Origin of the sequence: Vespertiliibacter pulmonis (assembly GCF_013377275.1) — a bacterium.
Classification (GTDB): Bacteria; Pseudomonadota; Gammaproteobacteria; order Enterobacterales; family Pasteurellaceae; genus Vespertiliibacter; species Vespertiliibacter pulmonis.
This window is the reverse complement of sequence record NZ_CP016615.1, coordinates 756,121-780,014: the sequence shown is the minus strand read 5'-3', so window position 1 is coordinate 780,014 and position 23,894 is coordinate 756,121. Positions and strand designations below refer to the sequence as shown.

The 23,894-nt window shown below is 38.7% G+C and carries 41 protein-coding genes; 36 read left to right on the top strand and 5 right to left on the bottom strand.

The window, feature by feature from the left end; all coding sequences use genetic code 11:
- Positions 1–295: 295 nt before the first annotated feature.
- From rpsJ to hfq, 36 genes are all read left to right on the top strand, one after another.
- Positions 296–607 carry a 30S ribosomal protein S10 gene (rpsJ, locus tag A6B43_RS03940; protein ID WP_009639175.1) on the top strand — a complete coding sequence of 104 codons (312 nt, stop codon included), beginning with the start codon at positions 296–298 and terminating at the stop codon, positions 605–607.
- A gap of 16 nt (positions 608–623) precedes the next feature.
- The gene (rplC, locus tag A6B43_RS03935; RefSeq protein WP_124211678.1) at positions 624–1,250 is read left to right on the top strand and encodes a 50S ribosomal protein L3; all 627 of its coding nucleotides are present in this window, start codon (positions 624–626) and stop codon (positions 1,248–1,250) included.
- A gap of 15 nt (positions 1,251–1,265) precedes the next feature.
- On the top strand, positions 1,266–1,868 hold the full coding sequence (rplD, locus tag A6B43_RS03930) for a 50S ribosomal protein L4 (protein ID WP_124211677.1): 603 nt from the start codon (positions 1,266–1,268) through the stop codon (positions 1,866–1,868).
- Entirely contained in the window at positions 1,865–2,170 is a 306-nt protein-coding gene (gene rplW, locus A6B43_RS03925; protein WP_124211676.1) for a 50S ribosomal protein L23, read from the top strand. Before rplD ends, rplW begins: the two co-directional genes overlap by 4 nt.
- Positions 2,171–2,189: 19 nt before the next feature.
- Positions 2,190–3,011: a 50S ribosomal protein L2 gene (gene rplB / locus A6B43_RS03920; RefSeq protein ID WP_124211675.1), complete on the top strand. Its 822-nt coding sequence runs from the start codon at positions 2,190–2,192 to the stop codon at positions 3,009–3,011.
- 26 nt (positions 3,012–3,037) lie between these two features.
- Positions 3,038–3,313, top strand: a complete 276-nt coding sequence (rpsS, locus tag A6B43_RS03915; protein WP_077559287.1) for a 30S ribosomal protein S19 — start codon at positions 3,038–3,040, stop codon at positions 3,311–3,313.
- Between the two features lie 10 nt (positions 3,314–3,323).
- Entirely contained in the window at positions 3,324–3,656 is a 333-nt protein-coding gene (gene rplV / locus A6B43_RS03910) for a 50S ribosomal protein L22 (RefSeq protein WP_005706427.1), read from the top strand.
- Positions 3,657–3,673: 17 nt separating this feature from the next.
- Positions 3,674–4,378 carry a 30S ribosomal protein S3 gene (gene rpsC, locus A6B43_RS03905; RefSeq protein ID WP_124211674.1) on the top strand — a complete coding sequence of 235 codons (705 nt, stop codon included), beginning with the start codon at positions 3,674–3,676 and terminating at the stop codon, positions 4,376–4,378.
- Positions 4,379–4,391: 13 nt separating this feature from the next.
- Complete coding sequence (gene rplP, locus A6B43_RS03900; RefSeq protein WP_124211673.1) at positions 4,392–4,802, top strand: 50S ribosomal protein L16; 411 nt, start codon at positions 4,392–4,394, stop codon at positions 4,800–4,802.
- The gene (rpmC, locus tag A6B43_RS03895) at positions 4,802–4,993 is read left to right on the top strand and encodes a 50S ribosomal protein L29 (protein ID WP_124211672.1); all 192 of its coding nucleotides are present in this window, start codon (positions 4,802–4,804) and stop codon (positions 4,991–4,993) included. Before rplP ends, rpmC begins: the two co-directional genes overlap by 1 nt.
- Entirely contained in the window at positions 4,993–5,247 is a 255-nt protein-coding gene (gene rpsQ / locus A6B43_RS03890; RefSeq protein ID WP_124211671.1) for a 30S ribosomal protein S17, read from the top strand. Before rpmC ends, rpsQ begins: the two co-directional genes overlap by 1 nt.
- A gap of 261 nt (positions 5,248–5,508) precedes the next feature.
- On the top strand, positions 5,509–5,880 hold the full coding sequence (rplN, locus tag A6B43_RS03885; protein ID WP_005711998.1) for a 50S ribosomal protein L14: 372 nt from the start codon (positions 5,509–5,511) through the stop codon (positions 5,878–5,880).
- Positions 5,881–5,890: 10 nt separating this feature from the next.
- Complete coding sequence (gene rplX, locus A6B43_RS03880; RefSeq protein ID WP_124211670.1) at positions 5,891–6,202, top strand: 50S ribosomal protein L24; 312 nt, start codon at positions 5,891–5,893, stop codon at positions 6,200–6,202.
- A gap of 17 nt (positions 6,203–6,219) precedes the next feature.
- A complete protein-coding gene (gene rplE, locus A6B43_RS03875) occupies positions 6,220–6,759 on the top strand; it encodes a 50S ribosomal protein L5 (RefSeq protein ID WP_124211669.1) in 540 nt (179 codons plus the stop codon).
- An 11-nt stretch (positions 6,760–6,770) separates the two neighbouring features.
- Positions 6,771–7,076 carry a 30S ribosomal protein S14 gene (gene rpsN, locus A6B43_RS03870; protein WP_124211668.1) on the top strand — a complete coding sequence of 102 codons (306 nt, stop codon included), beginning with the start codon at positions 6,771–6,773 and terminating at the stop codon, positions 7,074–7,076.
- 36 nt (positions 7,077–7,112) lie between these two features.
- Positions 7,113–7,505, top strand: coding sequence for a 30S ribosomal protein S8 (gene rpsH, locus A6B43_RS03865; RefSeq protein ID WP_124211667.1), 393 nt, complete (start codon positions 7,113–7,115; stop codon positions 7,503–7,505).
- 16 nt (positions 7,506–7,521) lie between these two features.
- Positions 7,522–8,055, top strand: a complete 534-nt coding sequence (gene rplF / locus A6B43_RS03860) for a 50S ribosomal protein L6 (RefSeq protein WP_124211666.1) — start codon at positions 7,522–7,524, stop codon at positions 8,053–8,055.
- Between the two features lie 14 nt (positions 8,056–8,069).
- On the top strand, positions 8,070–8,423 hold the full coding sequence (gene rplR, locus A6B43_RS03855) for a 50S ribosomal protein L18 (protein ID WP_124211665.1): 354 nt from the start codon (positions 8,070–8,072) through the stop codon (positions 8,421–8,423).
- A 14-nt stretch (positions 8,424–8,437) separates the two neighbouring features.
- Positions 8,438–8,938, top strand: a complete 501-nt coding sequence (gene rpsE, locus A6B43_RS03850) for a 30S ribosomal protein S5 (protein WP_005711985.1) — start codon at positions 8,438–8,440, stop codon at positions 8,936–8,938.
- A gap of 6 nt (positions 8,939–8,944) precedes the next feature.
- A complete protein-coding gene (rpmD, locus tag A6B43_RS03845) occupies positions 8,945–9,124 on the top strand; it encodes a 50S ribosomal protein L30 (protein ID WP_124211664.1) in 180 nt (59 codons plus the stop codon).
- 4 nt (positions 9,125–9,128) lie between these two features.
- Complete coding sequence (gene rplO, locus A6B43_RS03840) at positions 9,129–9,563, top strand: 50S ribosomal protein L15 (protein ID WP_124211663.1); 435 nt, start codon at positions 9,129–9,131, stop codon at positions 9,561–9,563.
- A gap of 3 nt (positions 9,564–9,566) precedes the next feature.
- Positions 9,567–10,889 (top strand): preprotein translocase subunit SecY, encoded by a 1,323-nt coding sequence (secY, locus tag A6B43_RS03835; protein ID WP_124211662.1) that lies wholly within the window; start codon positions 9,567–9,569, stop codon positions 10,887–10,889.
- Positions 10,890–10,912: 23 nt separating this feature from the next.
- On the top strand, positions 10,913–11,026 hold the full coding sequence (rpmJ, locus tag A6B43_RS03830) for a 50S ribosomal protein L36 (RefSeq protein ID WP_123957323.1): 114 nt from the start codon (positions 10,913–10,915) through the stop codon (positions 11,024–11,026).
- Positions 11,027–11,163: 137 nt separating this feature from the next.
- On the top strand, positions 11,164–11,520 hold the full coding sequence (gene rpsM / locus A6B43_RS03825; protein ID WP_124211661.1) for a 30S ribosomal protein S13: 357 nt from the start codon (positions 11,164–11,166) through the stop codon (positions 11,518–11,520).
- An 18-nt stretch (positions 11,521–11,538) separates the two neighbouring features.
- On the top strand, positions 11,539–11,928 hold the full coding sequence (rpsK, locus tag A6B43_RS03820) for a 30S ribosomal protein S11 (protein ID WP_005705959.1): 390 nt from the start codon (positions 11,539–11,541) through the stop codon (positions 11,926–11,928).
- Positions 11,929–11,956: 28 nt separating this feature from the next.
- The gene (rpsD, locus tag A6B43_RS03815) at positions 11,957–12,577 is read left to right on the top strand and encodes a 30S ribosomal protein S4 (protein WP_124211660.1); all 621 of its coding nucleotides are present in this window, start codon (positions 11,957–11,959) and stop codon (positions 12,575–12,577) included.
- A gap of 63 nt (positions 12,578–12,640) precedes the next feature.
- Positions 12,641–13,630 carry a DNA-directed RNA polymerase subunit alpha gene (locus A6B43_RS03810; protein WP_124211659.1) on the top strand — a complete coding sequence of 330 codons (990 nt, stop codon included), beginning with the start codon at positions 12,641–12,643 and terminating at the stop codon, positions 13,628–13,630.
- Positions 13,631–13,665: 35 nt separating this feature from the next.
- Complete coding sequence (gene rplQ / locus A6B43_RS03805) at positions 13,666–14,052, top strand: 50S ribosomal protein L17 (RefSeq protein ID WP_124211658.1); 387 nt, start codon at positions 13,666–13,668, stop codon at positions 14,050–14,052.
- A 141-nt stretch (positions 14,053–14,193) separates the two neighbouring features.
- Positions 14,194–15,528 (top strand): MFS transporter, encoded by a 1,335-nt coding sequence (locus A6B43_RS03800; RefSeq protein WP_124211657.1) that lies wholly within the window; start codon positions 14,194–14,196, stop codon positions 15,526–15,528.
- 127 nt (positions 15,529–15,655) lie between these two features.
- Complete coding sequence (locus tag A6B43_RS03795; protein WP_124211656.1) at positions 15,656–16,243, top strand: FMN-dependent NADH-azoreductase; 588 nt, start codon at positions 15,656–15,658, stop codon at positions 16,241–16,243.
- 236 nt (positions 16,244–16,479) lie between these two features.
- Positions 16,480–16,728 (top strand): 30S ribosomal protein S16, encoded by a 249-nt coding sequence (rpsP, locus tag A6B43_RS03790; RefSeq protein ID WP_124211655.1) that lies wholly within the window; start codon positions 16,480–16,482, stop codon positions 16,726–16,728.
- Between the two features lie 22 nt (positions 16,729–16,750).
- Positions 16,751–17,278: a ribosome maturation factor RimM gene (gene rimM / locus A6B43_RS03785; RefSeq protein ID WP_124211654.1), complete on the top strand. Its 528-nt coding sequence runs from the start codon at positions 16,751–16,753 to the stop codon at positions 17,276–17,278.
- A 45-nt stretch (positions 17,279–17,323) separates the two neighbouring features.
- Positions 17,324–18,076: a tRNA (guanosine(37)-N1)-methyltransferase TrmD gene (gene trmD, locus A6B43_RS03780; RefSeq protein ID WP_124211653.1), complete on the top strand. Its 753-nt coding sequence runs from the start codon at positions 17,324–17,326 to the stop codon at positions 18,074–18,076.
- A gap of 24 nt (positions 18,077–18,100) precedes the next feature.
- Positions 18,101–18,451: a 50S ribosomal protein L19 gene (gene rplS, locus A6B43_RS03775; protein WP_017805170.1), complete on the top strand. Its 351-nt coding sequence runs from the start codon at positions 18,101–18,103 to the stop codon at positions 18,449–18,451.
- 129 nt (positions 18,452–18,580) lie between these two features.
- Positions 18,581–19,522 carry a tRNA (adenosine(37)-N6)-dimethylallyltransferase MiaA gene (miaA, locus tag A6B43_RS03770; protein WP_124211652.1) on the top strand — a complete coding sequence of 314 codons (942 nt, stop codon included), beginning with the start codon at positions 18,581–18,583 and terminating at the stop codon, positions 19,520–19,522.
- Positions 19,523–19,580: 58 nt separating this feature from the next.
- A complete protein-coding gene (gene hfq, locus A6B43_RS03765; protein WP_124211651.1) occupies positions 19,581–19,853 on the top strand; it encodes an RNA chaperone Hfq in 273 nt (90 codons plus the stop codon).
- Positions 19,854–20,130: 277 nt separating this feature from the next.
- Here the strand turns inward: hfq and lldD are convergent, their stop codons facing one another.
- The 5 genes from lldD to A6B43_RS03740 all read right to left on the bottom strand — a co-directional run bounded on the left by lldD (position 20,131) and on the right by A6B43_RS03740 (position 23,841).
- Entirely contained in the window at positions 20,131–21,276 is a 1,146-nt protein-coding gene (lldD, locus tag A6B43_RS03760; protein ID WP_124211650.1) for an FMN-dependent L-lactate dehydrogenase LldD, read from the bottom strand.
- Positions 21,277–21,459: 183 nt separating this feature from the next.
- Entirely contained in the window at positions 21,460–22,083 is a 624-nt protein-coding gene (nudF, locus tag A6B43_RS03755; protein WP_124211649.1) for an ADP-ribose diphosphatase, read from the bottom strand.
- Positions 22,084–22,098: 15 nt separating this feature from the next.
- A complete protein-coding gene (psiE, locus tag A6B43_RS03750) occupies positions 22,099–22,518 on the bottom strand; it encodes a phosphate-starvation-inducible protein PsiE (protein ID WP_124211648.1) in 420 nt (139 codons plus the stop codon).
- Positions 22,511–23,284 carry a 4'-phosphopantetheinyl transferase family protein gene (locus A6B43_RS03745; RefSeq protein ID WP_124211647.1) on the bottom strand — a complete coding sequence of 258 codons (774 nt, stop codon included), beginning with the start codon at positions 23,282–23,284 and terminating at the stop codon, positions 22,511–22,513. Before A6B43_RS03745 ends, psiE begins: the two co-directional genes overlap by 8 nt.
- Entirely contained in the window at positions 23,284–23,841 is a 558-nt protein-coding gene (locus A6B43_RS03740; protein ID WP_124211646.1) for a DNA-3-methyladenine glycosylase I, read from the bottom strand. Before A6B43_RS03740 ends, A6B43_RS03745 begins: the two co-directional genes overlap by 1 nt.
- Positions 23,842–23,894 lie beyond the last annotated feature (53 nt).

Below are 23,894 nucleotides of genomic sequence, written 5' to 3'. Positions count from 1 at the left end.
AATGCAAATAAATTATTAAAGATATTCTATATTGGAGGTGATTTTGAAATTTACTAGAGAAAATATAAATTTTTGCTTGAGCGTTGGCAGTAAATTGTATATAATCCTACCACTTTATGTTTAATAACTAAAGTCGCTTGGTGTAATCATTTATCAAGTGGTATTGCCAATATGGCAATACGTAAATGTTCCCGATTGGGGAACTATAACAAGGTATGACTGTGCCCCCTTTATTTAATTGTAGAGTGGTGGTTCGGTTTTTTTATTAGCTAAATTTTAATGGAGCTCTGGTCTAATGCAGAACCAAAGAATCCGTATCCGCTTAAAAGCGTTTGATCATCGTTTGATTGATCAGTCTACAGCGGAGATCGTAGAAACAGCTAAACGTACAGGTGCACAAGTTCGTGGACCAATTCCTTTACCTACCCGTAAAGAACGTTTTACTATATTGATTTCTCCACACGTAAATAAAGATGCGCGTGATCAATATGAAATTCGTACTCATAAACGTTTAGTTGATATTGTTGAGCCAACAGAAAAAACTGTTGATGCATTAATGCGTTTAGATTTGGCTGCCGGCGTTGACGTGCAGATCAGCCTAGGTTAATTAAGAGGTTATTACAATGATTGGTTTAGTCGGTCGTAAAGTTGGTATGACTCGCATCTTCAATGAAGATGGTGTGTCAGTTCCAGTTACCGTAATCGAAATCGAAGCCAACCGTGTGACTCAAGTTAAAACTCTTGAAAACGATGGCTATACTGCAGTTCAAGTTACTACGGGTGCTAAAAAAGCAAGTCGTGTAACTAAGCCTGAAGCAGGTCATTTCGTTAAAGCAGGTGTTGAAGCTGGTCGCGGTTTATGGGAATTTCGTACTGAGGGTGAAGAATTCACTTTAGGTCAGGAAATTAACGTAGACATCTTCGCAGATGTTAAAAAAGTCGATGTTACTGGTACGTCTAAAGGTAAAGGTTTTGCTGGCGGTGTTAAACGTTGGAATTTCCGTACTCAAGATGCTACTCATGGTAACTCTTTATCACATCGTGTTCTTGGTTCTATTGGTCAAAACCAAACTCCAGGTCGCGTGTTTAAAGGTAAAAAAATGGCTGGACACTTAGGTGCAGAACGTGTAACCGTTCAATCGCTTGAAGTTGTTCGTGTAGATGCTGAACGTAAGTTATTATTAGTTAAAGGGTCTGTACCTGGTGCAACTAATAGTAATGTTATCGTTAAACCAGCAGTTAAAGCATAAGTCTAGGAGATAGAGATGGAATTACAAGTTGTAGGTGCAAATGCACTAGCAGTTTCTGAAACTACCTTCGGACGTGAGTTTAATGAAGCGTTAATCCACCAAGTAGTTGTTGCATATGCAGCAGGTGCTCGTCAGGGTACACGTGCACAAAAAACTCGTGCTGAAGTGTCTGGTTCAGGTAAAAAACCTTGGCGTCAAAAAGGTACGGGTCGTGCTCGTGCTGGTGATATTAAATCACCAATTTGGCGTTCTGGTGGTGTTACTTTTGCAGCAAAACCACAAGATCATAGCCAAAAAGTGAACAAAAAAATGTATCGTGGTGCGATCAAAAGCATTCTTTCTGAACTTGTTCGTCAAGATCGTTTAGTTGTCGTTGATAAATTTGAAATTGAAGCGCCAAAAACAAAAGTTTTAGTGCAAAAATTAAAAGATATGGCGTTGACTGACGCACTTATTATCACTGCAAGCTTAGATGAAAACCTATTTTTAGCTGCACGTAATCTTTATAAAGTAGATGTGCGTGATGTGCAAGGTATTGATCCAGTAAGTTTAATTGCTTTTGATAAAGTTGTTATGACTGTCGATGCAGTGAAACAAATTGAGGAGATGTTAGCATGATTCAACAAGAACGTTTGCTAAAAGTGCTAAAAGCACCTCATATCTCTGAGAAAGCAACAAATAACGCAGAAAAAGCAAATACAATCGTTTTCAAAGTCGCTTTAGATTCAAATAAAGCAGAAATTACTAAAGCGGTTGAACAACTTTTCGAAGTTAAAGTTGATTCTGTTCGTACTGTGGTTGTTAAAGGTAAAACTAAACGTCATGGTGCTAAATCAGGTCGTCGTAGCGACTGGAAAAAGGCTTATGTTACTCTTCAAGAAGGTCAATCACTTGACTTCGTTGAAGGCGCAACAGAGTAATTTGGAGGACTAGAAAACTATGGCTATCGTTAAATGTAAGCCGACCTCCGCTGGTCGTCGTCATGTAGTTAAAATTGTTAATGCAGAATTACATAAGGGTAAACCTTATGCGCCATTACTAGATACTAAAACTAGAACTGGTGGTCGTAACAATTTAGGTCGTATTACCACCCGTCATATCGGTGGTGGTCATAAACAGCACTATCGTTTAATTGATTTTAAACGTAATAAATTAGATATTCCTGCTGTTGTTGAGCGTTTAGAATACGATCCAAACCGTTCTGCTAACATTGCATTAGTACTTTATAAAGATGGTGAGCGTCGCTATATCTTAGCACCAAAAGGTTTATCTGCTGGTGATAAAATTCAAGCGGGTGCTACTGCACCAATTAAAGTAGGTAACTCATTACCAATGCGTAATATCCCTGTTGGTTCTACTATTCACAATGTTGAATTAAAACCAGGCAAAGGTGGTCAAATCGCACGTTCTGCTGGTGCCTATGTACAAATTATTGCCCGTGAAGGTAATTATGTTACATTGCGTCTTCGTTCAGGCGAAATGCGTAAAGTTTTAGCTGAGTGTTCTGCAACTATTGGTGAAGTAGGTAACTCAGAACATATGCTTCGTGTTCTTGGTAAAGCAGGTGCAAATCGTTGGAGAGGTATTCGTCCAACTGTTCGTGGTACTGCAATGAACCCAGTAGATCACCCTCATGGTGGTGGTGAAGGTCGTAACTTCGGTAAACACCCTGTTACACCTTGGGGCGTTCAAACCAAAGGTAAGAAAACTCGTCACAACAAACGTACTGATAAATTTATCGTACGTCGTCGTGGAAAATAATTTTTTAATAATTTAAGAGGTAAGCCATGCCACGTTCTCTCAAGAAGGGTCCTTTCCTTGACCTACACTTGTTGAAGAAGGTAGAGAAGGCGGTGGAAAGCGGGGATAAAAAACCAATCAAAACTTGGTCCCGTCGTTCAATGATCATTCCATCAATGATTGGATTGACCATCGCAGTCCATAATGGTCGTCAGCATGTTCCTGTTTATGTTTCTGATGAAATGATCGGACATAAATTAGGTGAATTTGCACCGACTCGTACATACCGCGGTCATGCCGCAGATAAGAAAGCTAAGAGATAAGAGGTAAAAGATGGAAACTATTGCAAAACATCGTTACGCTCGTACTTCTGCACAAAAAGCTCGCTTAGTTGCTGATTTAATCCGTGGTAAGAAAGTTTCTGCAGCATTAGAAATCTTAACTTTTACTAACAAAAAAGCAGCTGCTTTAGTTAAAAAAGTTTTAGAATCAGCGATTGCAAATGCTGAACATAATGATGGTGCAGATGTAGATGATCTTAAAGTTGCGAAGATTTTTGTTGATGAAGGTCCAAGCATGAAACGTGTAATGCCACGTGCTAAAGGTCGTGCAGATCGTATTTTAAAACGTACAAGCCACATTACTGTGGTTGTATCTGATCGTTAATCAGTAGGAGAATAACAATGGGTCAAAAAGTACATCCAAATGGTATTCGCCTTGGTATTGTTAAACCTTGGAACTCTACTTGGTTCGCGAATACAAAAGATTTCGCTGATAATTTAGAAGGCGATTTCAAAGTACGTCAATTTTTAAATAAAGAGTTAGCAAATGCTTCTGTATCACGCATCACTATTGAGCGTCCTGCAAAAAGTATTCGTGTAACTATTCATACAGCTCGCCCTGGTATCGTTATCGGTAAAAAAGGCGAAGATGTTGAAAAATTAAGAAACGTTGTTTCTAAAATTGCTGGTGTACCAGCTCAAATCAACATTGCTGAAGTGAAAAAACCAGAACTTGATGCTAAATTAGTTGCAGATAGTATCGCTTCTCAACTTGAGCGTCGTGTAATGTTCCGTCGTGCAATGAAACGTGCGGTACAAAATGCTATGCGTTTAGGTGCTAAGGGTATCAAAGTTGAAGTAAGCGGTCGTTTAGGTGGTGCAGAAATCGCACGTTCAGAATGGTATCGTGAAGGTCGCGTACCTTTACATACTCTTCGTGCTGACATCGATTATAACACGGCAGAAGCTCACACAACATACGGTGTAATCGGTGTTAAAGTGTGGATCTTCAAAGGTGAAATTCTTGGTGGTATGGCTGCAGTGATTGAATCTGAGAAAGAACCAGCGGCACAGCCTAAAAAGCCTGCTCGCAAAGGTCGTAAATAAGGAGAATCACTGAATGTTACAACCAAAACGTACAAAATTCCGTAAAGTTCACAAAGGTCGTAACCGCGGTATTGCTGGCGGTACAGAAGTGAGCTTCGGTTCATTCGGTTTGAAAGCAATTGGTCGTGGTCGTTTAACCGCACGTCAAATTGAAGCCGCTCGTCGTGCAATGACTCGTGCAGTTAAACGTCAAGGTAAAATCTGGATCCGTGTGTTCCCAGATAAACCGATTACAGAAAAACCATTAGAAGTCCGTATGGGTAAAGGTAAAGGTAACGTTGAGTACTGGGTAGCCTTAATCCAACCGGGTAAAGTTCTCTATGAAATGGATGGTGTTTCAGAAGAAATCGCACGCCACGCTTTTGCGTTAGCGGCAGCGAAACTTCCGTTTAAAACCACATTTGTAACTAAGACGGTGATGTAATGAAAGCTCAAGAACTACGTAACAAAAATGTTGAAGAGCTGAATGCTGAGTTAGTAAACCTTTTAGGTGAGCAATTCAAATTGCGTATGCAAGCAGCCACCGGTCAGCTTCAACAAACCCATCAGTTAAAACAAGTGCGTCGTAGTATCGCACAATTAAAAACTGTATTAACCGAAAAGGCGGGTGAGTAATGACTGATAAAATTCGTACAATTCAAGGTAAAGTAGTTAGCGATAAAATGGAAAAATCATTTGTAATTGCTATTGAACGTACAGTTAAACATCCAATTTATGGTAAGTTTATCCGTCGTACTACTAAGCTTCATGTACACGATGAAAATAACGAAGCTAAATTAGGCGATGTAGTAGAAGTTAGAGAGTGTCGTCCACTTTCTAAAACTAAATCACACACTTTAGTGCGTGTTGTTGAAAAAGCAGTAATCTAATTTAGATTATAGATTAAATAAAAGCCAACATCTTTATGTTTGTTGGCTTTTTTATTGATATAGTGTTTACTGGAGCTGTTTTTAGATAATCATTGTCTTTATCAAGCGGTTAATTATCAGAAAAATTTGTAATATTGTATTTTGTTTAAAATATAGTTGAATAAGAGGGTAGGCTTGAGGTATACTGCTTACCTTACTTATACTATATTTTAAGTAAGTTCGTCCCGAAAGGGTGGTTTTTTATTTTAACGGAGCACTAATATGATCCAAGAACAGACTATGCTGGACGTTGCTGATAACTCAGGGGCTCGTAGCGTAATGTGTATCAAGGTTCTAGGTGGATCGCACCGTCGTTACGCTGCAATTGGCGACATCATTAAAGTTACTGTGAAAGAAGCAATTCCTCGTGGTAAAGTAAAAAAAGGTGATGTGTTAAAAGCAGTTGTTGTGCGCACCAAGAAGGGTGTTCGTCGCCCAGATGGCGCGGTTATTCGTTTCGATGGCAATGCTTGTGTAATTTTAAATAATAATACAGAGCAACCAATCGGTACTCGTATTTTTGGACCAGTGACTCGTGAGCTTCGTTCTGAGAAGTTTATGAAGATCATTTCTTTAGCTCCAGAAGTACTGTAAGGAGAATGTAATGGCTGCAAAAATCCGTCAAAACGATGAAGTAATCGTACTTACCGGTAAAGATAAAGGTAAGCGTGGTAAGGTAACTAAAGTGTTACCAAATGGTAAAGTTTTTGTTGAAGGTATCAATATTGTAACTAAACACGAAAAACCAGTTCCAGCTTTAGGTAAAGCGGGTGGTTTAGTGAAAAAAGAAGCGCCAATTCAAGCTTCTAATGTTGCGATTTTCAATCCTGAAACTAATAAAGCTGACCGTGTAGGATTTAGATTCGAAGAAGGTAAAAAAGTACGTTTCTTCAAATCTAACGAGAAAACAATTTAATTAACTGGAGTAATGCGATGGCGAAACTGCATGATTACTACAGAGATACAGTAGTTAATGAATTGAAAACTAAATTCAACTACTCATCTGTCATGCAAGTCCCACGAATCGAAAAGATAACCCTAAATATGGGTGTGGGTGAAGCATTGACCGATAAAAAGTTATTAGATAACGCAGTAGCGGATCTAACAGCAATTAGCGGTCAGAAACCTTTAATTACAAAAGCACGCAAATCTGTTGCAGGCTTTAAAATCCGTCAGGGATATCCAATCGGATGCAAAGTAACACTACGTGGTGAACGTATGTGGGAATTCTTTGAAAGATTGATTACTATCGCTGTTCCACGTACTCGTGACTTCCGTGGTTTAAATGCGAAGTCTTTCGATGGTCGTGGTAATTACAGTATGGGTGTTCGTGAACAAATCATTTTCCCAGAAATCGACTATGATAAAGTTGATCGTGTTCGTGGTTTAGATATCACAATCACTACTTCTGCGAAAACTGATGAAGAAGGTCAAGCTTTATTAGCGGCTTTCAATTTCCCATTCCGTAAATAAGGTAGGTTATCGTGGCAAAACAATCAATGATTGCACGTGATGTAAAACGTGTAAAATTAGCTGATAAATTTTATGCTAAGCGTGAAGAATTAAAACGTATTATTGCGGATGTAAATTCTTCAGATGAAGCTCGTTGGGATGCTGTATTAAAATTACAAACTCTTCCACGTGACTCAAGTCCTAGCCGTCAGCGTAACCGTTGTCGTCAAACTGGTCGTCCACATGGTGTACTTCGTAAGTTTGGTTTAAGCCGTATTAAAGTTCGTGAAGCTGCCATGCGTGGTGAGATTCCGGGCCTTAAAAAAGCAAGCTGGTAATAGCCTTATTTAATTTGGAATCATGGGAGTAAATACATGAGTATGCAAGATCCAATCGCAGATATGCTGACCCGTATTCGTAACGGTCAAGCTGCGAATAAAGTTGCAATCAGTATGCCTTCATCTAAGTTAAAAGTTGCTATTGCAAATGTTTTAGCTGAAGAAGGTTATGTTGAGAGCTTTAAAATTGTTGAAGGTTCAAAACCTGAGTTGGAAATTACGTTAAAGTATTTCCAAAATAAACCAGTTGTAGAAAGTATTCAACGCGTGAGCCGTCCAGGTCTTCGTATTTACAAACGTAAAGGCGAATTACCAAAAGTAATGGGTGGTTTAGGTATTGCGGTTATTTCTACATCTAAAGGTGTTATGACCGACCGAGCAGCGCGTCAAGCGGGCTTAGGTGGTGAAATCATCTGTTACGTAGCATAATAGAGGGGTAGGAAGAATGTCTCGTGTTGCAAAGGCACCTGTTAATGTTCCTGCCGGTGTTGAGGTAAAACTTAACGGTCAGCTATTAACAGTAAAAGGTAAAAACGGCGAGTTATCTCGTGAAATTCATAATGCAGTTGAAGTAAATTACGAGGCTAACGCATTAACTTTCGCACCTAAAGCAGGTGTGGTAAATGCAGATGCACAAGCAGGTACTGCTCGTGCACTTGTTAATGCTATGGTTATTGGTGTTACTGAAGGCTTTACTAAGAAATTGCAATTAGTTGGTGTTGGTTATAGAGCACAAATGAAAGGTAACGTAGTTGCTTTAAGTTTAGGGTTCTCACATCCAATTGAACATGCGTTGCCAACTGGCGTAACTGGTGAATGTCCATCTCAAACAGAAATTGTTCTAAAGAGTGCAGACAAACAGTTAATTGGCCAAGTAGCAGCAGATATTCGTGCATATCGCCGTCCAGAGCCTTATAAAGGTAAAGGTGTACGTTACTCTGATGAAGTAGTACGTACAAAAGAAGCGAAGAAAAAGTAAAGTAAGGTAACACTATGGATAAGAAAGTAGCTCGTATCCGTCGTGCAAGCCGTGCACGTCATTTAATGAGAGAGCAAGGTGCAACCCGTTTGGTTGTGCATCGCACACCTCGTCATATTTATGCGCAGGTTATTGCACCTAATGGCTCAGAAGTACTAGTAGCAGCTTCAACTGTTGAAAAAGTAATTAAAGAGCAAGTTAAATATACTGGTAATAAAGACGCCGCTGCAGTAGTTGGAAAATTAGTTGCAGAACGTGCTTTAGAAAAAGGTATTAAAGTGGTTGCATTTGATCGTTCAGGTTTTAAATACCATGGTCGAGTGCAAGTATTAGCAGATGCTGCTCGTGAAGCTGGTCTTCAGTTCTAATAGAGGAATTTTAGATGTCAAACATCGAAAAACAAGCTGGTGAACTGCAGGAAAAGCTAATCGCGGTTAACCGTGTATCTAAAACCGTAAAAGGTGGTCGTATTATGAGTTTTACTGCTTTAACAGTAGTAGGCGATGGTAACGGTCGTGTTGGTTTTGGTTACGGTAAAGCTCGTGAGGTTCCAGCAGCTATCCAAAAAGCGATGGAAAAAGCTCGTCGCAATATGGTTAATGTAGCTTTAAATGAAGGTACATTACAACACCCAGTTAAAGGTTCACATACTGGATCACGTGTATTTATGCAACCAGCAAGTGAGGGTACAGGTATCATCGCAGGTGGTGCAATGCGTGCAGTATTAGAAGTAGCAGGTGTTCATAACGTACTTTCAAAAGCATATGGTTCGACTAACCCAATTAATGTTGTTCGTGCGACTATTGATGCACTTGCAAATATGAAATCACCAGAAATGGTTGCTGCGAAGCGCGGTAAAACTGTTGAAGAAATTTTGGGGTAATTGGATATGGCAAAAACTATTAAAGTGACTCAAACCCGTAGCTCGATTGCTCGCTTACCAAAGCATAAAGCAACATTAAAAGGCTTAGGTTTACGTCATATTCGACATACAGTAGAATTGATTGATACTCCATCAGTACGTGGTATGATTAATCAAGTTTCTTATATGGTTAAGGTTGAGGAGTAATAGAATGCGTTTAAATTCTCTATCCCCAGCTGAAGGTGCTAAACACAGCGGAAAACGTCTTGGTCGTGGTATTGGTTCTGGTTTAGGTAAAACAAGTGGACGTGGTCATAAAGGTCAAAAATCTCGTACTGGTGGTGGAGTTCGCCGCGGGTTCGAAGGTGGTCAGATGCCTTTATATCGCCGTTTACCAAAATTTGGTTTTACTTCATTAAAGGCTTTACACGTAGCCGAAGTTCGTTTAAATGACTTAGCAAAAGTAGATGGTAACTTAGTTACTTTGGATACACTTAAAGCTGCAAATGTGATTACTAAAGATATTTTATCTGCAAAAGTAATTTTTTCAGGTAAGATTGAAAAAGCAGTTACTATTAAAGGATTACGTGTAACTAAAGGTGCAAAAGTTGCTATTGAAGCTGCTGGTGGTACTATCGAGGAATAATAAATGGCTAAACAACCAGGATATCAAGGTAATACTCAAAAAGGAACTGGTGAGTTAAAATCTAGATTACTGTTCGTATTGGGAGCATTAATCGTCTTTCGTATCGGTTCTTTTATTCCTGTTCCTGGTATTGATGCTTCTGTATTATCCGAGTTAGTTCGACAACAGCAAGGTACCATCATTGACATGTTTAACATGTTCTCTGGTGGTGCCTTAAGTAGAGCATCGATTTTTGCTTTAGGCATTATGCCTTATATTTCTGCGTCTATTATTATTCAGTTATTAACTGCAATTCATCCTGCTTTAATGGAATTAAAAAAAGAAGGTGAAGCAGGCAGACGTAAAATTAGCAAATATACTCGATGGGCTACGCTGTTATTAGCAACCATTCAGTCTGTTGGTATTTCTTTCGCTCTCCCGAATATGATTAATGGATTAGTTCCTAATCCTACTGTTCTATTCTATATTACATCTGTTATTAGTTTAGTAACTGGTACAATGTTTCTAATGTGGTTAGGTGAACAAATCACTGAGCGTGGCATTGGTAATGGCATTTCATTAATTATCTTTGCAGGTATTGTCGCTGGTCTTCCATCAGCGATTGGGCGAACAATTGAACAAGCTCGTTTGGGAGAGATCTCAATACTTGTTCTATTGCTAATAGCTGTAATTGCATTTGCAGTAACATATTTTGTTGTCTTTGTAGAACGTGGTCAAAGAAGAATTGTTGTAAATTATGCTAGCCGTCAGCAAGGAAAGATGATGGCACCAGCAAGATCATCTCATTTACCATTAAAAGTAAATATGGCAGGCGTTATTCCTGCAATATTTGCATCAAGCATCATTTTATTTCCTACGAGTATTACTCAGTGGTTTGGACAAAGTGAAGGTTTTGAATGGCTATTTGATTTATCTCAGTTATTACAGCCAGGGCAACCACTGTATATTGTACTTTTTACAATAGCTGTTATTTTCTTTGCATTCTTTTATACTGGTATGCAGTATAATCCACGTGATACAGCGGATAATTTAAAGAAATCAGGTGCGTTTGTACCAGGTTATCGACCAGGCGAACAAACATCGCGTTATATTGATAAAGTAATGACACGTTTAACCTTAATTGGTGCGTTATATATTACCTTTGTTTGTTTGGTTCCATATATCATTACATCATTATGGAAGGTTTCTTTTCAATTAGGTGGAACTTCATTATTGATTGTTGTGGTAGTTATTATGGATTTCATCGCACAGGTCCAAAGTCATTTAATGTCTTTACAATATGATTCTGTGTTGAAGAAAGCCAATTTGAAAGGCTTAGGGCAATAGTCCTAATCAAAAAAGGATAAGCAATGAAAGTTCGTGCTTCAGTTAAGAAATTATGTCGTAACTGTAAAATTGTTAAACGTGAAGGTGTTGTTCGAGTAATTTGTAGCGATGCTAAACATAAACAACGTCAAGGTTAATTGACATTCTTTCTTGCAAAGAACCAGCTGAGTAGTTATACTACTCAGCTCATTTTGTCCTGATATACTGTTTGAGTATCCTGAAACGGGCTTTTCAAGATCAGTATATCAATCAATTAAGTTAATAGGAGTGCATAGTGGCCCGTATTGCAGGCATTAACATTCCTGATCAAAAACACACCGTAATCGCACTTACTGCAATTTATGGCATTGGTAAAACTCGTGCAAAAGCTATTTGTGTTGCAACGGGTATTGCTGAAGATGTGAAGATCAGAGAATTGTCTGAAGAGCAGATTGAAAAACTGCGTGAAGAAGTTGGTAAATTTACTGTCGAAGGTGATTTACGTCGTGAAGTAACTTTGAGCATCAAACGTCTTTTAGACTTAGGTTGCTATCGTGGTTTACGTCATCGTCGTAGTTTACCTGTACGTGGTCAACGTACTAAGACTAATGCGCGTACTCGTAAGGGTCCACGCAAACCGATCAAAAAATAATCGGAGTAGATAAATAAAATGGCTAAAACACCAGTTCGTGCGCGTAAGCGTGTAAAAAAACAGATCGCAGATGGCGTAGCTCATATCCACGCATCTTTCAATAACACAATCGTAACCATTACTGACCGTCAAGGTAATGCTTTAGCTTGGGCTACTGCAGGTGGTTCAGGTTTCCGTGGTTCTCGTAAATCAACTCCTTTCGCAGCTCAAGTCGCAGCAGAACGTTGTGCTGAGATGGTGAAAGAGTTTGGTTTAAAGAATTTAGAGGTTATGGTTAAGGGACCGGGTCCAGGTCGTGAATCTACAATCCGTGCACTAAATGCAGCGGGTTTCCGTATCACGAATATTACTGATGTGACTCCGATTCCTCATAACGGTTGTCGTCCACCGAAAAAACGTCGCGTATAATTGACGTTAGAATAATTGGAGAAAGAAAATGGCAAGATATTTGGGTCCAAAGCTCAAGCTAAGCCGTCGTGAAGGTACCGATTTATTCCTTAAATCAGGTGTTCGAGCGATCGAGTCAAAATGTAAAATTGATACAGCACCTGGTCAACATGGTGCTCGCAAACCTCGCTTATCTGACTATGGTAGTCAGCTTCGTGAGAAACAAAAAGTTCGCCGTATGTATGGTATTTTGGAACGTCAATTCCGTAATTACTATAAAGAAGCTAACCGCTTAAAAGGCAATACCGGTGAGAACTTATTAGTATTGTTAGAAGGTCGTTTAGATAACGTTGTTTATCGTATGGGTTTTGCTGCAACACGTGCAGAAGCTCGTCAGCTTGTTAGTCATAAATCTATTGTGGTAAATGGTCAAGTTGTAAACATTCCTTCTTATCAAGTTTCTGTTGATGATGTTATTGCAGTACGTGAGAAATCTAAAAAACAAGCACGTATTAAGGCATCATTAGAATTAGCAACTCAACGTGAAAAACCAACTTGGTTAGATGTTGACGTAACTAAAATGGAAGGCGTATTTAAACGTACTCCAGAGCGTTCTGATCTATCAGCAGATATTAATGAACATCTGATCGTTGAGCTATACTCTAAATAATAATTAAAGCGTTATTTTATTTATTGTTTAGTTTCATTAGTTCAAAAGCAAAGAGAGGATAAGATGCAGGGTTCTGTGACAGAATTTTTAAAGCCACATTTAGTGAATATTGAGCAAATTAGCTCAACTCACGCCAAAGTGACCTTAGAGCCGTTAGAGCGTGGTTTCGGCCATACATTAGGTAACGCACTTCGTCGCATTTTACTTTCGTCTATGCCTGGTTGTGCAGTTACAGAAGTAGAAATTGATGGTGTATTACATGAATACAGCAGCAAAGAAGGCGTACAAGAAGACATTCTTGAAGTATTGTTAAACCTTAAAGGTCTAGCGGTGAAAGTACAAAATAAAGATGATATTATTTTGACGCTCACTAAATCTGGAATTGGCCCTGTAACTGCAGCCGACATTACACATGATGGCGATGTTGAAATTGTAAATCCTAACCATGTTATTTGCCACTTAACGGATAAAAATGCATCTATTACGATGCGTATTCGTATTCAACGTGGTCGTGGTTATGTACCTGCTTCTGCTCGTGTACATTTACAAGATGATGATCGTCCAATTGGTCGCTTATTGGTAGATGCACGTTTTAGCCCAGTAGATCGCATTGCTTATAATGTTGAAGCTGCTCGTGTTGAACAACGTACAGACTTAGATAAGTTGGTTATTGAGATGGAAACCAATGGAACATTAGATCCAGAGGAAGCAATCCGTCGAGCTGCAACGATTTTAGCTGAACAGTTAGCTGCATTCGTTGATTTGCGTGATGTTCGTCAGCCAGAAGTAAAAGAAGAAAAACCGGAATTTGATCCAATTCTTCTACGTCCAGTAGACGATTTAGAGCTGACAGTTCGTTCTGCTAACTGTTTGAAAGCAGAGACAATTCACTATATCGGTGATTTAGTACAACGTACTGAAGTTGAGTTATTAAAAACACCAAATCTTGGTAAGAAATCACTTACAGAGATTAAAGATGTTCTCGCTTCTCGTGGCTTATCACTGGGTATGCGCCTTGAGAATTGGCCTCCAGCAAGTATTGCTGAAGATTAATTCTAGGTATAGATTTTCTAAGAAGGAATAAGGTTATGCGCCATCGTAAGAGTGGACGTCAATTAAACCGTAACAGCAGCCATCGTCAAGCGATGTTCCGTAATATGGCTAGCGCTTTAATTAGTCACGAAATTATTAAAACGACTTTACCTAAAGCGAAAGAGTTACGCCGTGTAGTTGAGCCGTTAATTACTTTAGCAAAAGTTGATAGCGTTGCAAATCGCCGTTTAGCTTTTGCTCGTACACGTAACATTGAAACAGTTGCTAAATTGTTTAATGAATTAGGCCCACGTTTTGTAAATCGTGCGGGTGGTTATACTCGTATTTTAAAATGTGGTTTCCGTGCAGGCGACAACGCTCCAATGGCATACATTGAGTTAGTTGAACGTCCAGATGTTGCAGTAGAAGCAGCAGCGGAATAATTATCTAAAATGAAAAAGCCCAACATTCTTATAATGTTGGGCTTTTTTTATATTTGTAATATTGTAAATTGTATGCGTTACCTATCACCTATAATGATACGTTAATTTGTCTTATATAATCCCTATTACTAAGGATCAACAATGAGTTCAGCTACTTCTAATATGAATCAACTAATCTCTGACGAAGTACGTCAGAAATACCGTAAATTTCAATTGCACTCTCTTATTGGTGTTTTTATTGGCTATATGTGTTATTACATTGTGCGTAATAATTTTGTTCTTTCTACTCCGTATTTGATGGAAAAATTAGAGCTGTCAAAAACTCAAATTGGAATGCTTACTTCTGCTATGCTAATTACTTATGGCTGTAGTAAAGGATTTATGAGCGTACTTGCAGATAAAGCAAACCCTCGTTATTTTATGGCATTGGGGTTATTTCTTTGCATTTTAGTAAATATTTGTATGGGTTTTTCTACCAGTTTTTATCTATTCGTTGCTTTAGTGATTTTACTTGGCGTTTTTCAAGGAATGGGCGTTGGGCCGTCAATTATTACTGTTGGGCATTGGTATTCAAGAGGACAAAGAGGGCGGGCAAGTACGACGTGGAATGTATCTCATAATTTAGGTGGTGGTTTAGTTGCACCAATTGTTGGTACAAGTTTAGCGTATTTCGGTAATCAGAATTGGGAACTTTCAACTTATATTGTTCCTGCATTAATTGCCTTAATGGGCGTATTTTTAGTGTTATATTTTACTAAACGCCGTCCTGTCGAAGAAGGATTACCAACTGTTGAGGAAATGTATCACGAAGAAACAGTTAATACTAAGATAAAAGCTCACTTAACTAAAAAACCAGAAGATATGACAGCTTTGCAAATTTTTTATCAATTTGTATTTAAAAATCCCAATTCGTGGTTTTTAGTGGGCATTGATATTTTCACTTATATGGTTCGCTTTGGAATGTTAACGTGGATTCCGCTTTACCTTTTAAAAGAAAAGGGGCTAACGAAAACGGATATGGGTGCAGCATTTATGTTTTTTGAATGGGCTGCGATTCCATCAACATTAGTTGCTGGCTGGCTAATTGATAAGTTTTTCCGTGGGCGTATTATGTATTTACCAATGATATGTATGGCTGTGGTATTTTTCTGCGTCTTTGGCTATATGAGCTCAGATTCTATTTTTGCTATTATTTTCTTTTCTGCAATTGTTGGTTGTTTAGTTTATATTCCACAGGCAATGGTTGCTGTTCAAGCGATGGAGGTAATTCCAAGTTTTGCTCTTGGATCTGCCGTAGGATTACGTGGTTTTATGAGTTATATTGTGGGCTCTACTTTAGGTACAACGTTATTTGGTTTTGTTGTAGATCATTTTGGCTGGAATAGTGGGTTTTATACTATTATGTGTGGTGCAATACTCTGTTCTATTTTTTGTTTACTTTCTCATCTTGGGTTGAAAAATATTGAGCGTATGTAATTAACTTTATTTGGATTTTAAAGAGGATTATTTAGTTAGGATAAATTCTCTTTTTATTTATCTATACTTTATCTAAAGCGAATTAAGTCATAGAATAAATACATATTACTTCTCTTATAGGATTTAAATGAAAAACGTATTAGTATTAAAATCAAGTATTTTAGGCTGCGATTCGCAATCTAACGCACTAAGCGATTATTTAGTTAACAAGTTAGCTGGAAATGTGAATATTCGTGATTTAGTTGAACAGCCATTACCTTATTTTACAGGTGATGCGGCAATTGCAACTCGAGGCCAACCACACACTGATGAACAGAAGGCTCTATTAGCATTATCTGATGAGTTAGTTGTAGAATTGAAAAATAGTGATGTAATTGTTATTAATGCACCAATGTATAATTTTAGTGTACCGGCACAATTAAAGAGCTATTTTGATTTTATTGCTCGTTCAGGCATTACTTTCCAATATTCATCACAAGGCCCTGAAGGGCTAATCAAAGATAAAAAAGCAGTTGTTATTCTTAGCACAGGCGGGTTACATAAAGAAACTGAACATGATTTAGTTAAAGCCTATGTACAAACCTTTTTAGCTTTTATTGGCATTACTGATGTGGATTTTGTTTATGCAGAAGGATTAGGAATGGGTAAACAAGCGGTCATTTTAGCTCAAGAGTCTGCTAAAGCAGAATTAGATCGTATTGCTTTAGCTCTCTAATCAGTCTAATAAGCGGTTAGTTTGAGTAAAATTTTGTTATTTGCAGATTTCTATCAGAACTAGCCGTTTGTATGTCTTTCAACGATTATCAAGGGGGCTTTCTTCCCTTGTTTTTTCACAAAAAATCGGTATAATTTGACCGCTTGTTTTCTCTTTTTTCTTGGAATGAGAGCAAGTTTCGTACCCTCACCTCGAACGAGGGTTTCTTTTTACTATCAAAAATTTAGAGGAAGGTTATGGTAACCATTCGTTTATCTCGTGGCGGAGCTAAAAAACGCCCATTTTATCAAATCGTGGTTGCGGACAGTCGTTCACCACGTGATGGTCGCTTTATTGAGCGTATCGGTTTCTTCAATCCAATTGCAGCAGGTCAAGCAGAGCGTTTACGCTTAGATGTGGCTAAAGTTGATGAGTGGATTGCTAAAGGTGCTTCACTTTCAGATCGTGTTGCAACATTAGTTAAAGAAGCTCGTAAAGCAGCTTAATTTTTATTTTATGTAGGTGAATATGAGCGAACAAAAAATTGAAGTTGTCGGAAAATTGGGTTCAACCTATGGAATCCGTGGCTGGTTGCGTCTTTATTCATCAACAGAACAATCAGAAAGTATTTTTGATTATCAGCCGTGGTTTTTAAAAATTAAAGATCAATGGCAACAAATTGAACTAGAAAGCTGGCGTTATCACAGTAATGATTTACTTGTAAAATTAACTGGCGTTGATGACCGTGAAGCCGCACAACTGTTGGCAAATGTAGAAATCGGTGTCGATTTAAACTGTTTTCCAGAGTTAGTTGATGGGGATTATTATTGGCACGACTTAATGGGTTGCCAAGTAGTAAATCTCGATGGTTATGTAATGGGCGTTGTTACCGAGTTAATGGAAACAGGTTCAAATGATGTGTTAGTGGTACGAGCGAGTAGTAAAGATGCTTTCGGTAAACAGGAACGGCTTATTCCGTTCTTATATGAACAAGTAGTTAAAAGAGTAGATCTCGCCACCAAAACTATTGAGGTGGATTGGGACGCTGGTTTCTAACCTCAGGTATGCAGTTCGCTTTTAAGATGTAACATTCGAGGAATTATGTGGATTGGAATTATCTCGTTGTTTCCCGAAATGTTTAAAGCAATCACTGAATACGGGGTAACAGGCAGAGCCGTTAAACAAAATTTATTACAAGTTGAGTGTTGGAATCCGAGAGATTTCACCCTTGATAAACATAAAACGGTCGATGATCGCCCTTACGGCGGTGGGCCGGGAATGTTAATGATGGTGCAACCGTTGCGAGATGCAATTCACGCAGCTAAAGCAACCGCTTGTAGTGAGGGGAGTGAGGTTAAAGTAATTTATCTTTCGCCACAGGGACGTAAACTTGATCAAACTGGCGTACAAGAGTTGGCTGAAAATCAGAAAATGATTTTAGTCTGCGGTCGGTATGAAGGTATTGATGAGCGCTTAATTCAAGCAGAAGTGGACGAAGAGTGGTCGATTGGGGATTATGTACTTACTGGGGGGGAATTACCCGCAATGACATTAATTGATGCTGTTGCTCGTTTTATTCCAGGAGTGTTAGGCAAACAGGCCTCTGCATTAGAAGATTCTTTTGCTGAAGGACTATTAGATTGTCCACATTATACCCGTCCTGAAATGTTAGATGGAATGTCTGTACCTGACGTGCTGATGTCGGGACACCACGAACAAATTCGGAAATGGCGATTAGAACAATCCCTGAAACGAACGTGGGAACGACGCCCTGAGCTATTGGATAGCCTAGCTCTGACTGACGAACAACGGGTGTTGTTGAGAAAAATTAAACAGCAACACAAAATCAGTTAATTCTAGGATTTAGAAGGTTTAAAAATGAGTAACATCATCAAACAAATCGAACAAGAACAGTTAAAACAGAACGTACCTAGCTTCCGTCCAGGTGATACATTAGAAGTTAAAGTATGGGTAGTAGAAGGTAGTAAAAGACGTTTGCAAGCGTTCGAAGGCGTGGTTATTGCAATTCGTAACCGTGGCTTGCATTCAGCATTTACCTTACGTAAAATCTCTAACGGCGTAGGCGTTGAGCGTGTATTCCAAACTCACTCACCAGTGATTGACAGCATTGCTGTTAAACGTAAAGGTGCGGTACGTAAAGCGAAACTTTACTACTTACGTGAGCGTTCAGGTAAATCTGCACGTATCAAAGAGCGTCTTGGCGACTAATCGCAAGGTTGCAATTTGCACAGAGGCTTGGGGAAACCCAAGCCTTTTGTTTTATAAGCGGTAAGATTTGATGAATATTTTGCAATATTTCGTTACAATCTAGCCGCTTTATTTTATTGAGTAAAAACAATGCATAAACCACCTGCGATTTTTTTAATGGGGCCTACTGCCTCGGGTAAAACAGATTTAGCGATAAAACTATGCCAAACGCTACCAGTAGAAGTTATTAGTGTCGATTCTGCCTTGATTTATAAAGGAATGGATATTGGCACAGCAAAACCAAACCAAGCAGAATTAGCGCTTGCTCCTCACCGTTTGATTGATATTATCGATCCTGTGGAAAGCTATTCTGTGGCAAATTTTCGTGAAGATGCTTTGCGAGAAATGGCAGACATTACTGCAAAAGGGAAAATACCCCTGCTAGTCGGTGGCACAATGTTGTATTATAAAGGCTTGTTAGAAGGGCTTTCGCCTTTACCATCAGCGGTGCCTGAAGTACGGTTAGAAATTGAGGAAAAAGCAAAGAAATTGGGTTGGCAGGCATTACATCAAGAGTTGGAAGCTGTTGATCCTATTTCAGCAGCAAGGATTAATCCTAATGATAGCCAGCGGATTAACCGTGCATTAGAAGTTTTTTACGTATCTGGAAAAACAATGACGGAACTGACCGCTTTGCAAGGCGAGAGTATTCCTTATGATATTATGCAGTTTGCGATTGCTCCAGAAGATCGAGCCGTACTACATCAACGGATTGAACAACGTTTTCATAAAATGGTCGAGCTTGGTTTTGAACAAGAAGTTAAGCGGTTAGTTGAGCGTGGAGATTTACACCCTGATTTACCGTCCATTCGTTGTGTGGGCTATCGCCAAATGTGGGAATATTTGGCTGGGGAGATTAGTTTAGATGAAGCTATTTTTAAGGGCATTTGTGCAACTCGCCAGCTTGCTAAACGCCAAATTACTTGGTTAAGAGGTTGGACAAGTGAGATCCACTGGCTAGATAGCTTAGATCCTGAAGGGGCTTATGTAAAAATGATTGAAAAATTGAACCAATATCACCCTAATTTATGATAATATTCTATCGTCTTTGGCAAATAAGTAGATAAAAATAACTAGAAGGAATCCAAAAATGGCAAAAGGTCAATCTTTACAAGATCCATACTTAAATGCACTGCGTCGTGAGCGTATCCCTGTTTCCATTTATTTAGTAAATGGTATTAAATTACAAGGGCAAATTGAATCATTCGATCAGTTCGTTATTTTGCTAAAAAATACCGTAAGCCAAATGGTGTATAAACACGCCATTTCAACAATTGTGCCTGCTCGTTCTATTAACCACAATAATACAGCCCATCAATCTGCACCACTTGCAGCTACAGATGTTATAGAAAAAGCAGAGTAATTTTCTATCTGTATGAATAAACTAACGTAGTTGATCTACGTTAGTTTTAAGTCTCAGTTTGCCGTATTAAAATAAATATGTTAATAGGGCAAATCTTTTTATTTTCTTTGTTTCTTCTTATTAGATATTTAATTGTGCAGTTTTAATGCTTTTTAAAGAGAATTAAACTTACATTAGAATCAAGTATAAATAGTAGAAGGGTTTGTGAAGGGAATATATAAATTATTAGAAATAAAAAAACGGTGAGAAAATAGCTCACCGTTTTTTTATTTTTCGGCTAGATTTTAGCTAAATTAACCAATGCATCACGGGTAATATCACTGATTTTCTGGTTACTTGTTAATGTCATTGCCACTCGCATTTCTTTGTTGAAAATATCAAGTAGGTTTTCGACGCCTGCTTGACCTGAAGTACTTAACGCATAAATATAAGCTCGTCCAAGCATACACGCATCGGCACCAAGGGCAATCATTCGTACGACATCTAAACCATTGCGTATTCCAGAATCGGCAAGAATTTTAATATCCCCTTTTACCGCATCAGCAATAGCTGGTAAAGCCTTAGCACTTGATAATACGCCGTCTAATTGGCGGCCGCCGTGGTTAGAGACAATGATCCCATCAGCACCGAAACTTACTGCATCTTTAGCATCTTGCGGATCAAGAATACCTTTAATCACCATCGGGCCGTCCCAAAATTCACGGATCCACTCTAAATCTTTCCACGAAATAGACGGATCAAAATTTTCAGTTAGCCAGCCGATGTAGTCATCCAAGCCAACATCTTTACCAAGGTATTTGGATACATTACCTAATGTATGTGGTTTACCTTTAATTCCAACGTCCCACGCCCAAAATGGGTGGGTTGCACCTTGAATAATACGGCGAATTTCTTTATATGGACCACTCATTCCAGAATGCATATCACGGTAGCGAGCCCCGGGAGTTGGCATATCAACGGTAAATACTAAGGTAGAACAGCCTGCTGCTTTGGCTCGTTCTAATGCATTTTTCATAAAGCCTCGATCACGCAAGACATAAAGTTGGAACCACATTGGGCGTTTGATTGCAGGGGTAACTTCTTCAATCGGGCAGATAGAAACCGTAGACAATGTAAATGGAATACCTTTATTATCCGCTGCTTTGGCGGCTTGTACTTCACCACGGCGTGCGTACATTCCTAATGCACCAACAGGGGCAAGTGCTAATGGCATTGATAGCTTTTCGCCGAATAATTCAATTTCGGTATTTAGCTCGGACATATCTTTTAAAACACGTTGTCTAAGGGCGATATTGGCTAAATCGCTAACATTACGGGCCAGCGTCTGCTCGGCATAAGAGCCACCATCGGCATAATGAAACATAAAAGGGGGAACTCGGCGGCGTGCTGCTTTTCGATAATCATTGCCAGATGAAATAATCATAGTCGATAACCTCTTGTAATGTGTATATGTACGTAAAGTTTAAGTTTTACGGTGTGGATTTTATATGGTTAAAATGAGAATTATTTTCAATTAAGTCTAGCAAAATAGGGAAAACTTGTCTATTTTTATTGGAAAAGGAGAAGCGTTCCCCAGATGTTAGCGGGGAACTTACAAGCGGTGAGTTTAGTCAGAAATTGCTACATAGTTGTGGTAATTAAGTTGTAGCCATTGTAAGCCGATTACGGCAATGACATTATCAATTTTACCTTGCTCTACCCATTGATAGGCTTGTGTGCGGTTGACAACGTGTACGAAAATATCTTCATTTTCTTCAGCTAAACCATAAATTCCACCAACTTTGGTACTATCAACTAATCCTAAAAATAGATGTAATCGCTCAACCATTCCACCGGGACTATCCCATATACTTAAGATATGTTCTAAATGTCTAAGCGTAATACCTGCTTCCTCTTGGCTTTCTCGAATAGCGACTTCTTCAGGGGATTCATCCGTATCGATCATTCCAGCAATTAGTTCGAGTTGCCAAGGTGATTGAGATGTACTCGGATCATAAGCCCCAATACGAACTTGCTCAATTAACACAACATTATCTTGCCATGGATCGTAAGCAATAACGGCAGATGCTGCCCCTTTAATCAATAATTCTCGTACAACTTCACCGCTCATTTCACCTGAAAAAAGTTTATGGCGGAAAGCTATTTTTTTAAGTTGAAAATGCCCTTGATAAACGGTTTCTTCTCGTAGAATTTCGAGGTCTTGGTGGGAAAATTGGGGAATGTTATTCATTGTTTGTTCTCTTATTTAGCTTTTACGCAGTCTGTTACTATGTACGACATAAAGTGCCAGTATCATAATTAAAATTGAAAGAGCGAATAGTAGGGTATGAACAGCATTGGAATGATCAACAATAATGAGCCGAACCATTGCAGTAATACCGATATATAAAAAATAGCGGAGTGGAAAGTGGTAGTTGTATTTGAAATACTGCACGATCAAGGCAAGAAATTCAAAATAGAGAAAGAAAATCACTATTTTTTCTACAATTTGAAATTTTTCACTCGTGCCGAGTAATAATTCTGCCAGTGAATAGGCTTCCGAAAAGAGAGCGTACGATAACAGAATGCCTGCGACTAATAATGAAAAGTTTAAGAGCCATTGAAAAGTTTCAGAAATTATTTTGGCAAATTTAGAATGTTGTCCTTCAAGGTTTAATTTAGGCATATTGATTGACCTGATAATGGATAAAAGGTGATGAAATTATAGGATTGAATTTACCCTTTTTCCATTGAAAAAGGGAAGGTAATGATAACATAGACAGTGGTTGTTCAAAAAAATAAGCCAAATAAAAAGGCAGTTGAAAATGAAAGCAGAGCTGACCTTTTGGGGCGTGGATAGAAGTGATGTGCTGTTTTTCTAATTGATGATAAACTTCTGATAGCTTAATAATGCCTATCCCTTGTGATTTCAAAATGGCTTCTCGTAAGCACCAACTTAGGTAGAAACGGTCTGGTAAAGTCGCCAGTTGTGGTAGAACGGAAAAATCTTCAATTTCACTGATTTCCTGTGCGGTCGCATAGTAACGTAATAAATTGGTATATTGCCGAGTTTTTTGTGGGTGTTCTATATCAATGCCAACTCGTTTTTGCCCCTTCTCAGAAAAGGAAAAAATTACGGCAACCCAATCGCCAGAGTGACTAATATTAAAATCAACACGTTGATCACTAATATAAGGGCGACCACTTTCTGTGCGTTGTATTTGAGTAAACAGATGGGGATCAAGGCCGTATTTTTGAGCGAGCTGATGTAGCAGAAAATAAGCCATTTTACGGCTTTTTTGCTTACGGATTAAGCGCTCAGAACGTAATGCAAGCGGTGAGATTGGCGGAAAAAATTGCAAAAATTCAGTGGGGATTGGCTCATCATTATGAGCAAATACAATCTCAAAGATAGCTGATTGCCCTGAATGGGAGGCTATTGGTATATCCATTATCGTTTTGTTTTACAGAAACAGTGATTGAGGTGATCATCAACTAACCCCATAGATTGCATAAAGGCATAGCAAGTTGTTGGACCAACAAATGTAAATCCTCGTTTTTTCAAAGCTTTAGAGAGCAAGGTCGAGGTGGGCGTTGAGGCTGGAATAGTATCAGCAGTTGGAGCATCGTTAATTTGGGGCTGATGATTAACAAATGCCCAAATAAATTGGCTAAATTCTTCACCATTAGCTTGCATTTTAAGATAAGCTTTGGCGTTGCTAATAATGGCGGCTAATTTAGCACGGTGGCGAATTAGCTCTGGGTTTTGTACGAGTTGATCAAGATCGTGATCACCCATTTCAGCAATTTTTACAGGATCAAATTGGTAAAATGCACGGCGATATGCTTCTCGTTTTTTGAGCACAGTAATCCATGAAAGCCCTGCTTGTTGTCCTTCTAGGCAAATCTTTTCAAACAGTACTTGACTATCAAATTGAGGCTTACCCCATTCATTGTCGTGATAGTCTATATAAATTTGGCTATCACCAGCCCAATTACAACGAGTCATTAGTAAATTCCTTATAGAAACTGACCACCGATAAGCGGTCAGTTTAGCTATTT

What these genes read in the sequence shown, in the direction of transcription:
- rplB (WP_124211675.1), top strand. Translation starts at nt 2,190, where the DNA reads ATGGCTATCGTTAAATGTAAGCCGACCTCCGCTGGTCGTCGTCATGTA.
- rpsQ (WP_124211671.1), top strand. Translation starts at nt 4,993, where the DNA reads ATGACTGATAAAATTCGTACAATTCAAGGTAAAGTAGTTAGCGATAAA.
- rpsD (WP_124211660.1), top strand. Translation starts at nt 11,957, where the DNA reads ATGGCAAGATATTTGGGTCCAAAGCTCAAGCTAAGCCGTCGTGAAGGT.
- A6B43_RS03745 (WP_124211647.1), bottom strand. Translation starts at nt 23,284, where the DNA reads ATGGATATACCAATAGCCTCCCATTCAGGGCAATCAGCTATCTTTGAG.
- rplX (WP_124211670.1), top strand. Translation starts at nt 5,891, where the DNA reads ATGGCTGCAAAAATCCGTCAAAACGATGAAGTAATCGTACTTACCGGT.
- rplE (WP_124211669.1), top strand. Translation starts at nt 6,220, where the DNA reads ATGGCGAAACTGCATGATTACTACAGAGATACAGTAGTTAATGAATTG.
- A6B43_RS03740 (WP_124211646.1), bottom strand. Translation starts at nt 23,841, where the DNA reads ATGACTCGTTGTAATTGGGCTGGTGATAGCCAAATTTATATAGACTAT.
- rplC (WP_124211678.1), top strand. Translation starts at nt 624, where the DNA reads ATGATTGGTTTAGTCGGTCGTAAAGTTGGTATGACTCGCATCTTCAAT.
- trmD (WP_124211653.1), top strand. Translation starts at nt 17,324, where the DNA reads ATGTGGATTGGAATTATCTCGTTGTTTCCCGAAATGTTTAAAGCAATC.
- rpsK (WP_005705959.1), top strand. Translation starts at nt 11,539, where the DNA reads ATGGCTAAAACACCAGTTCGTGCGCGTAAGCGTGTAAAAAAACAGATC.
- A6B43_RS03810 (WP_124211659.1), top strand. Translation starts at nt 12,641, where the DNA reads ATGCAGGGTTCTGTGACAGAATTTTTAAAGCCACATTTAGTGAATATT.
- rplF (WP_124211666.1), top strand. Translation starts at nt 7,522, where the DNA reads ATGTCTCGTGTTGCAAAGGCACCTGTTAATGTTCCTGCCGGTGTTGAG.
- rplN (WP_005711998.1), top strand. Translation starts at nt 5,509, where the DNA reads ATGATCCAAGAACAGACTATGCTGGACGTTGCTGATAACTCAGGGGCT.
- rpsJ (WP_009639175.1), top strand. Translation starts at nt 296, where the DNA reads ATGCAGAACCAAAGAATCCGTATCCGCTTAAAAGCGTTTGATCATCGT.
- rplS (WP_017805170.1), top strand. Translation starts at nt 18,101, where the DNA reads ATGAGTAACATCATCAAACAAATCGAACAAGAACAGTTAAAACAGAAC.
- lldD (WP_124211650.1), bottom strand. Translation starts at nt 21,276, where the DNA reads ATGATTATTTCATCTGGCAATGATTATCGAAAAGCAGCACGCCGCCGA.
- A6B43_RS03800 (WP_124211657.1), top strand. Translation starts at nt 14,194, where the DNA reads ATGAGTTCAGCTACTTCTAATATGAATCAACTAATCTCTGACGAAGTA.
- rpmC (WP_124211672.1), top strand. Translation starts at nt 4,802, where the DNA reads ATGAAAGCTCAAGAACTACGTAACAAAAATGTTGAAGAGCTGAATGCT.
- psiE (WP_124211648.1), bottom strand. Translation starts at nt 22,518, where the DNA reads ATGCCTAAATTAAACCTTGAAGGACAACATTCTAAATTTGCCAAAATA.
- rpsC (WP_124211674.1), top strand. Translation starts at nt 3,674, where the DNA reads ATGGGTCAAAAAGTACATCCAAATGGTATTCGCCTTGGTATTGTTAAA.
- nudF (WP_124211649.1), bottom strand. Translation starts at nt 22,083, where the DNA reads ATGAATAACATTCCCCAATTTTCCCACCAAGACCTCGAAATTCTACGA.
- rplD (WP_124211677.1), top strand. Translation starts at nt 1,266, where the DNA reads ATGGAATTACAAGTTGTAGGTGCAAATGCACTAGCAGTTTCTGAAACT.
- rpsH (WP_124211667.1), top strand. Translation starts at nt 7,113, where the DNA reads ATGAGTATGCAAGATCCAATCGCAGATATGCTGACCCGTATTCGTAAC.
- rplO (WP_124211663.1), top strand. Translation starts at nt 9,129, where the DNA reads ATGCGTTTAAATTCTCTATCCCCAGCTGAAGGTGCTAAACACAGCGGA.
- A6B43_RS03795 (WP_124211656.1), top strand. Translation starts at nt 15,656, where the DNA reads ATGAAAAACGTATTAGTATTAAAATCAAGTATTTTAGGCTGCGATTCG.
- rpsS (WP_077559287.1), top strand. Translation starts at nt 3,038, where the DNA reads ATGCCACGTTCTCTCAAGAAGGGTCCTTTCCTTGACCTACACTTGTTG.
- rpmD (WP_124211664.1), top strand. Translation starts at nt 8,945, where the DNA reads ATGGCAAAAACTATTAAAGTGACTCAAACCCGTAGCTCGATTGCTCGC.
- rimM (WP_124211654.1), top strand. Translation starts at nt 16,751, where the DNA reads ATGAGCGAACAAAAAATTGAAGTTGTCGGAAAATTGGGTTCAACCTAT.
- rplP (WP_124211673.1), top strand. Translation starts at nt 4,392, where the DNA reads ATGTTACAACCAAAACGTACAAAATTCCGTAAAGTTCACAAAGGTCGT.
- secY (WP_124211662.1), top strand. Translation starts at nt 9,567, where the DNA reads ATGGCTAAACAACCAGGATATCAAGGTAATACTCAAAAAGGAACTGGT.
- rpmJ (WP_123957323.1), top strand. Translation starts at nt 10,913, where the DNA reads ATGAAAGTTCGTGCTTCAGTTAAGAAATTATGTCGTAACTGTAAAATT.
- rpsE (WP_005711985.1), top strand. Translation starts at nt 8,438, where the DNA reads ATGTCAAACATCGAAAAACAAGCTGGTGAACTGCAGGAAAAGCTAATC.
- rplW (WP_124211676.1), top strand. Translation starts at nt 1,865, where the DNA reads ATGATTCAACAAGAACGTTTGCTAAAAGTGCTAAAAGCACCTCATATC.
- rplV (WP_005706427.1), top strand. Translation starts at nt 3,324, where the DNA reads ATGGAAACTATTGCAAAACATCGTTACGCTCGTACTTCTGCACAAAAA.
- miaA (WP_124211652.1), top strand. Translation starts at nt 18,581, where the DNA reads ATGCATAAACCACCTGCGATTTTTTTAATGGGGCCTACTGCCTCGGGT.
- rplQ (WP_124211658.1), top strand. Translation starts at nt 13,666, where the DNA reads ATGCGCCATCGTAAGAGTGGACGTCAATTAAACCGTAACAGCAGCCAT.
- rplR (WP_124211665.1), top strand. Translation starts at nt 8,070, where the DNA reads ATGGATAAGAAAGTAGCTCGTATCCGTCGTGCAAGCCGTGCACGTCAT.
- hfq (WP_124211651.1), top strand. Translation starts at nt 19,581, where the DNA reads ATGGCAAAAGGTCAATCTTTACAAGATCCATACTTAAATGCACTGCGT.
- rpsP (WP_124211655.1), top strand. Translation starts at nt 16,480, where the DNA reads ATGGTAACCATTCGTTTATCTCGTGGCGGAGCTAAAAAACGCCCATTT.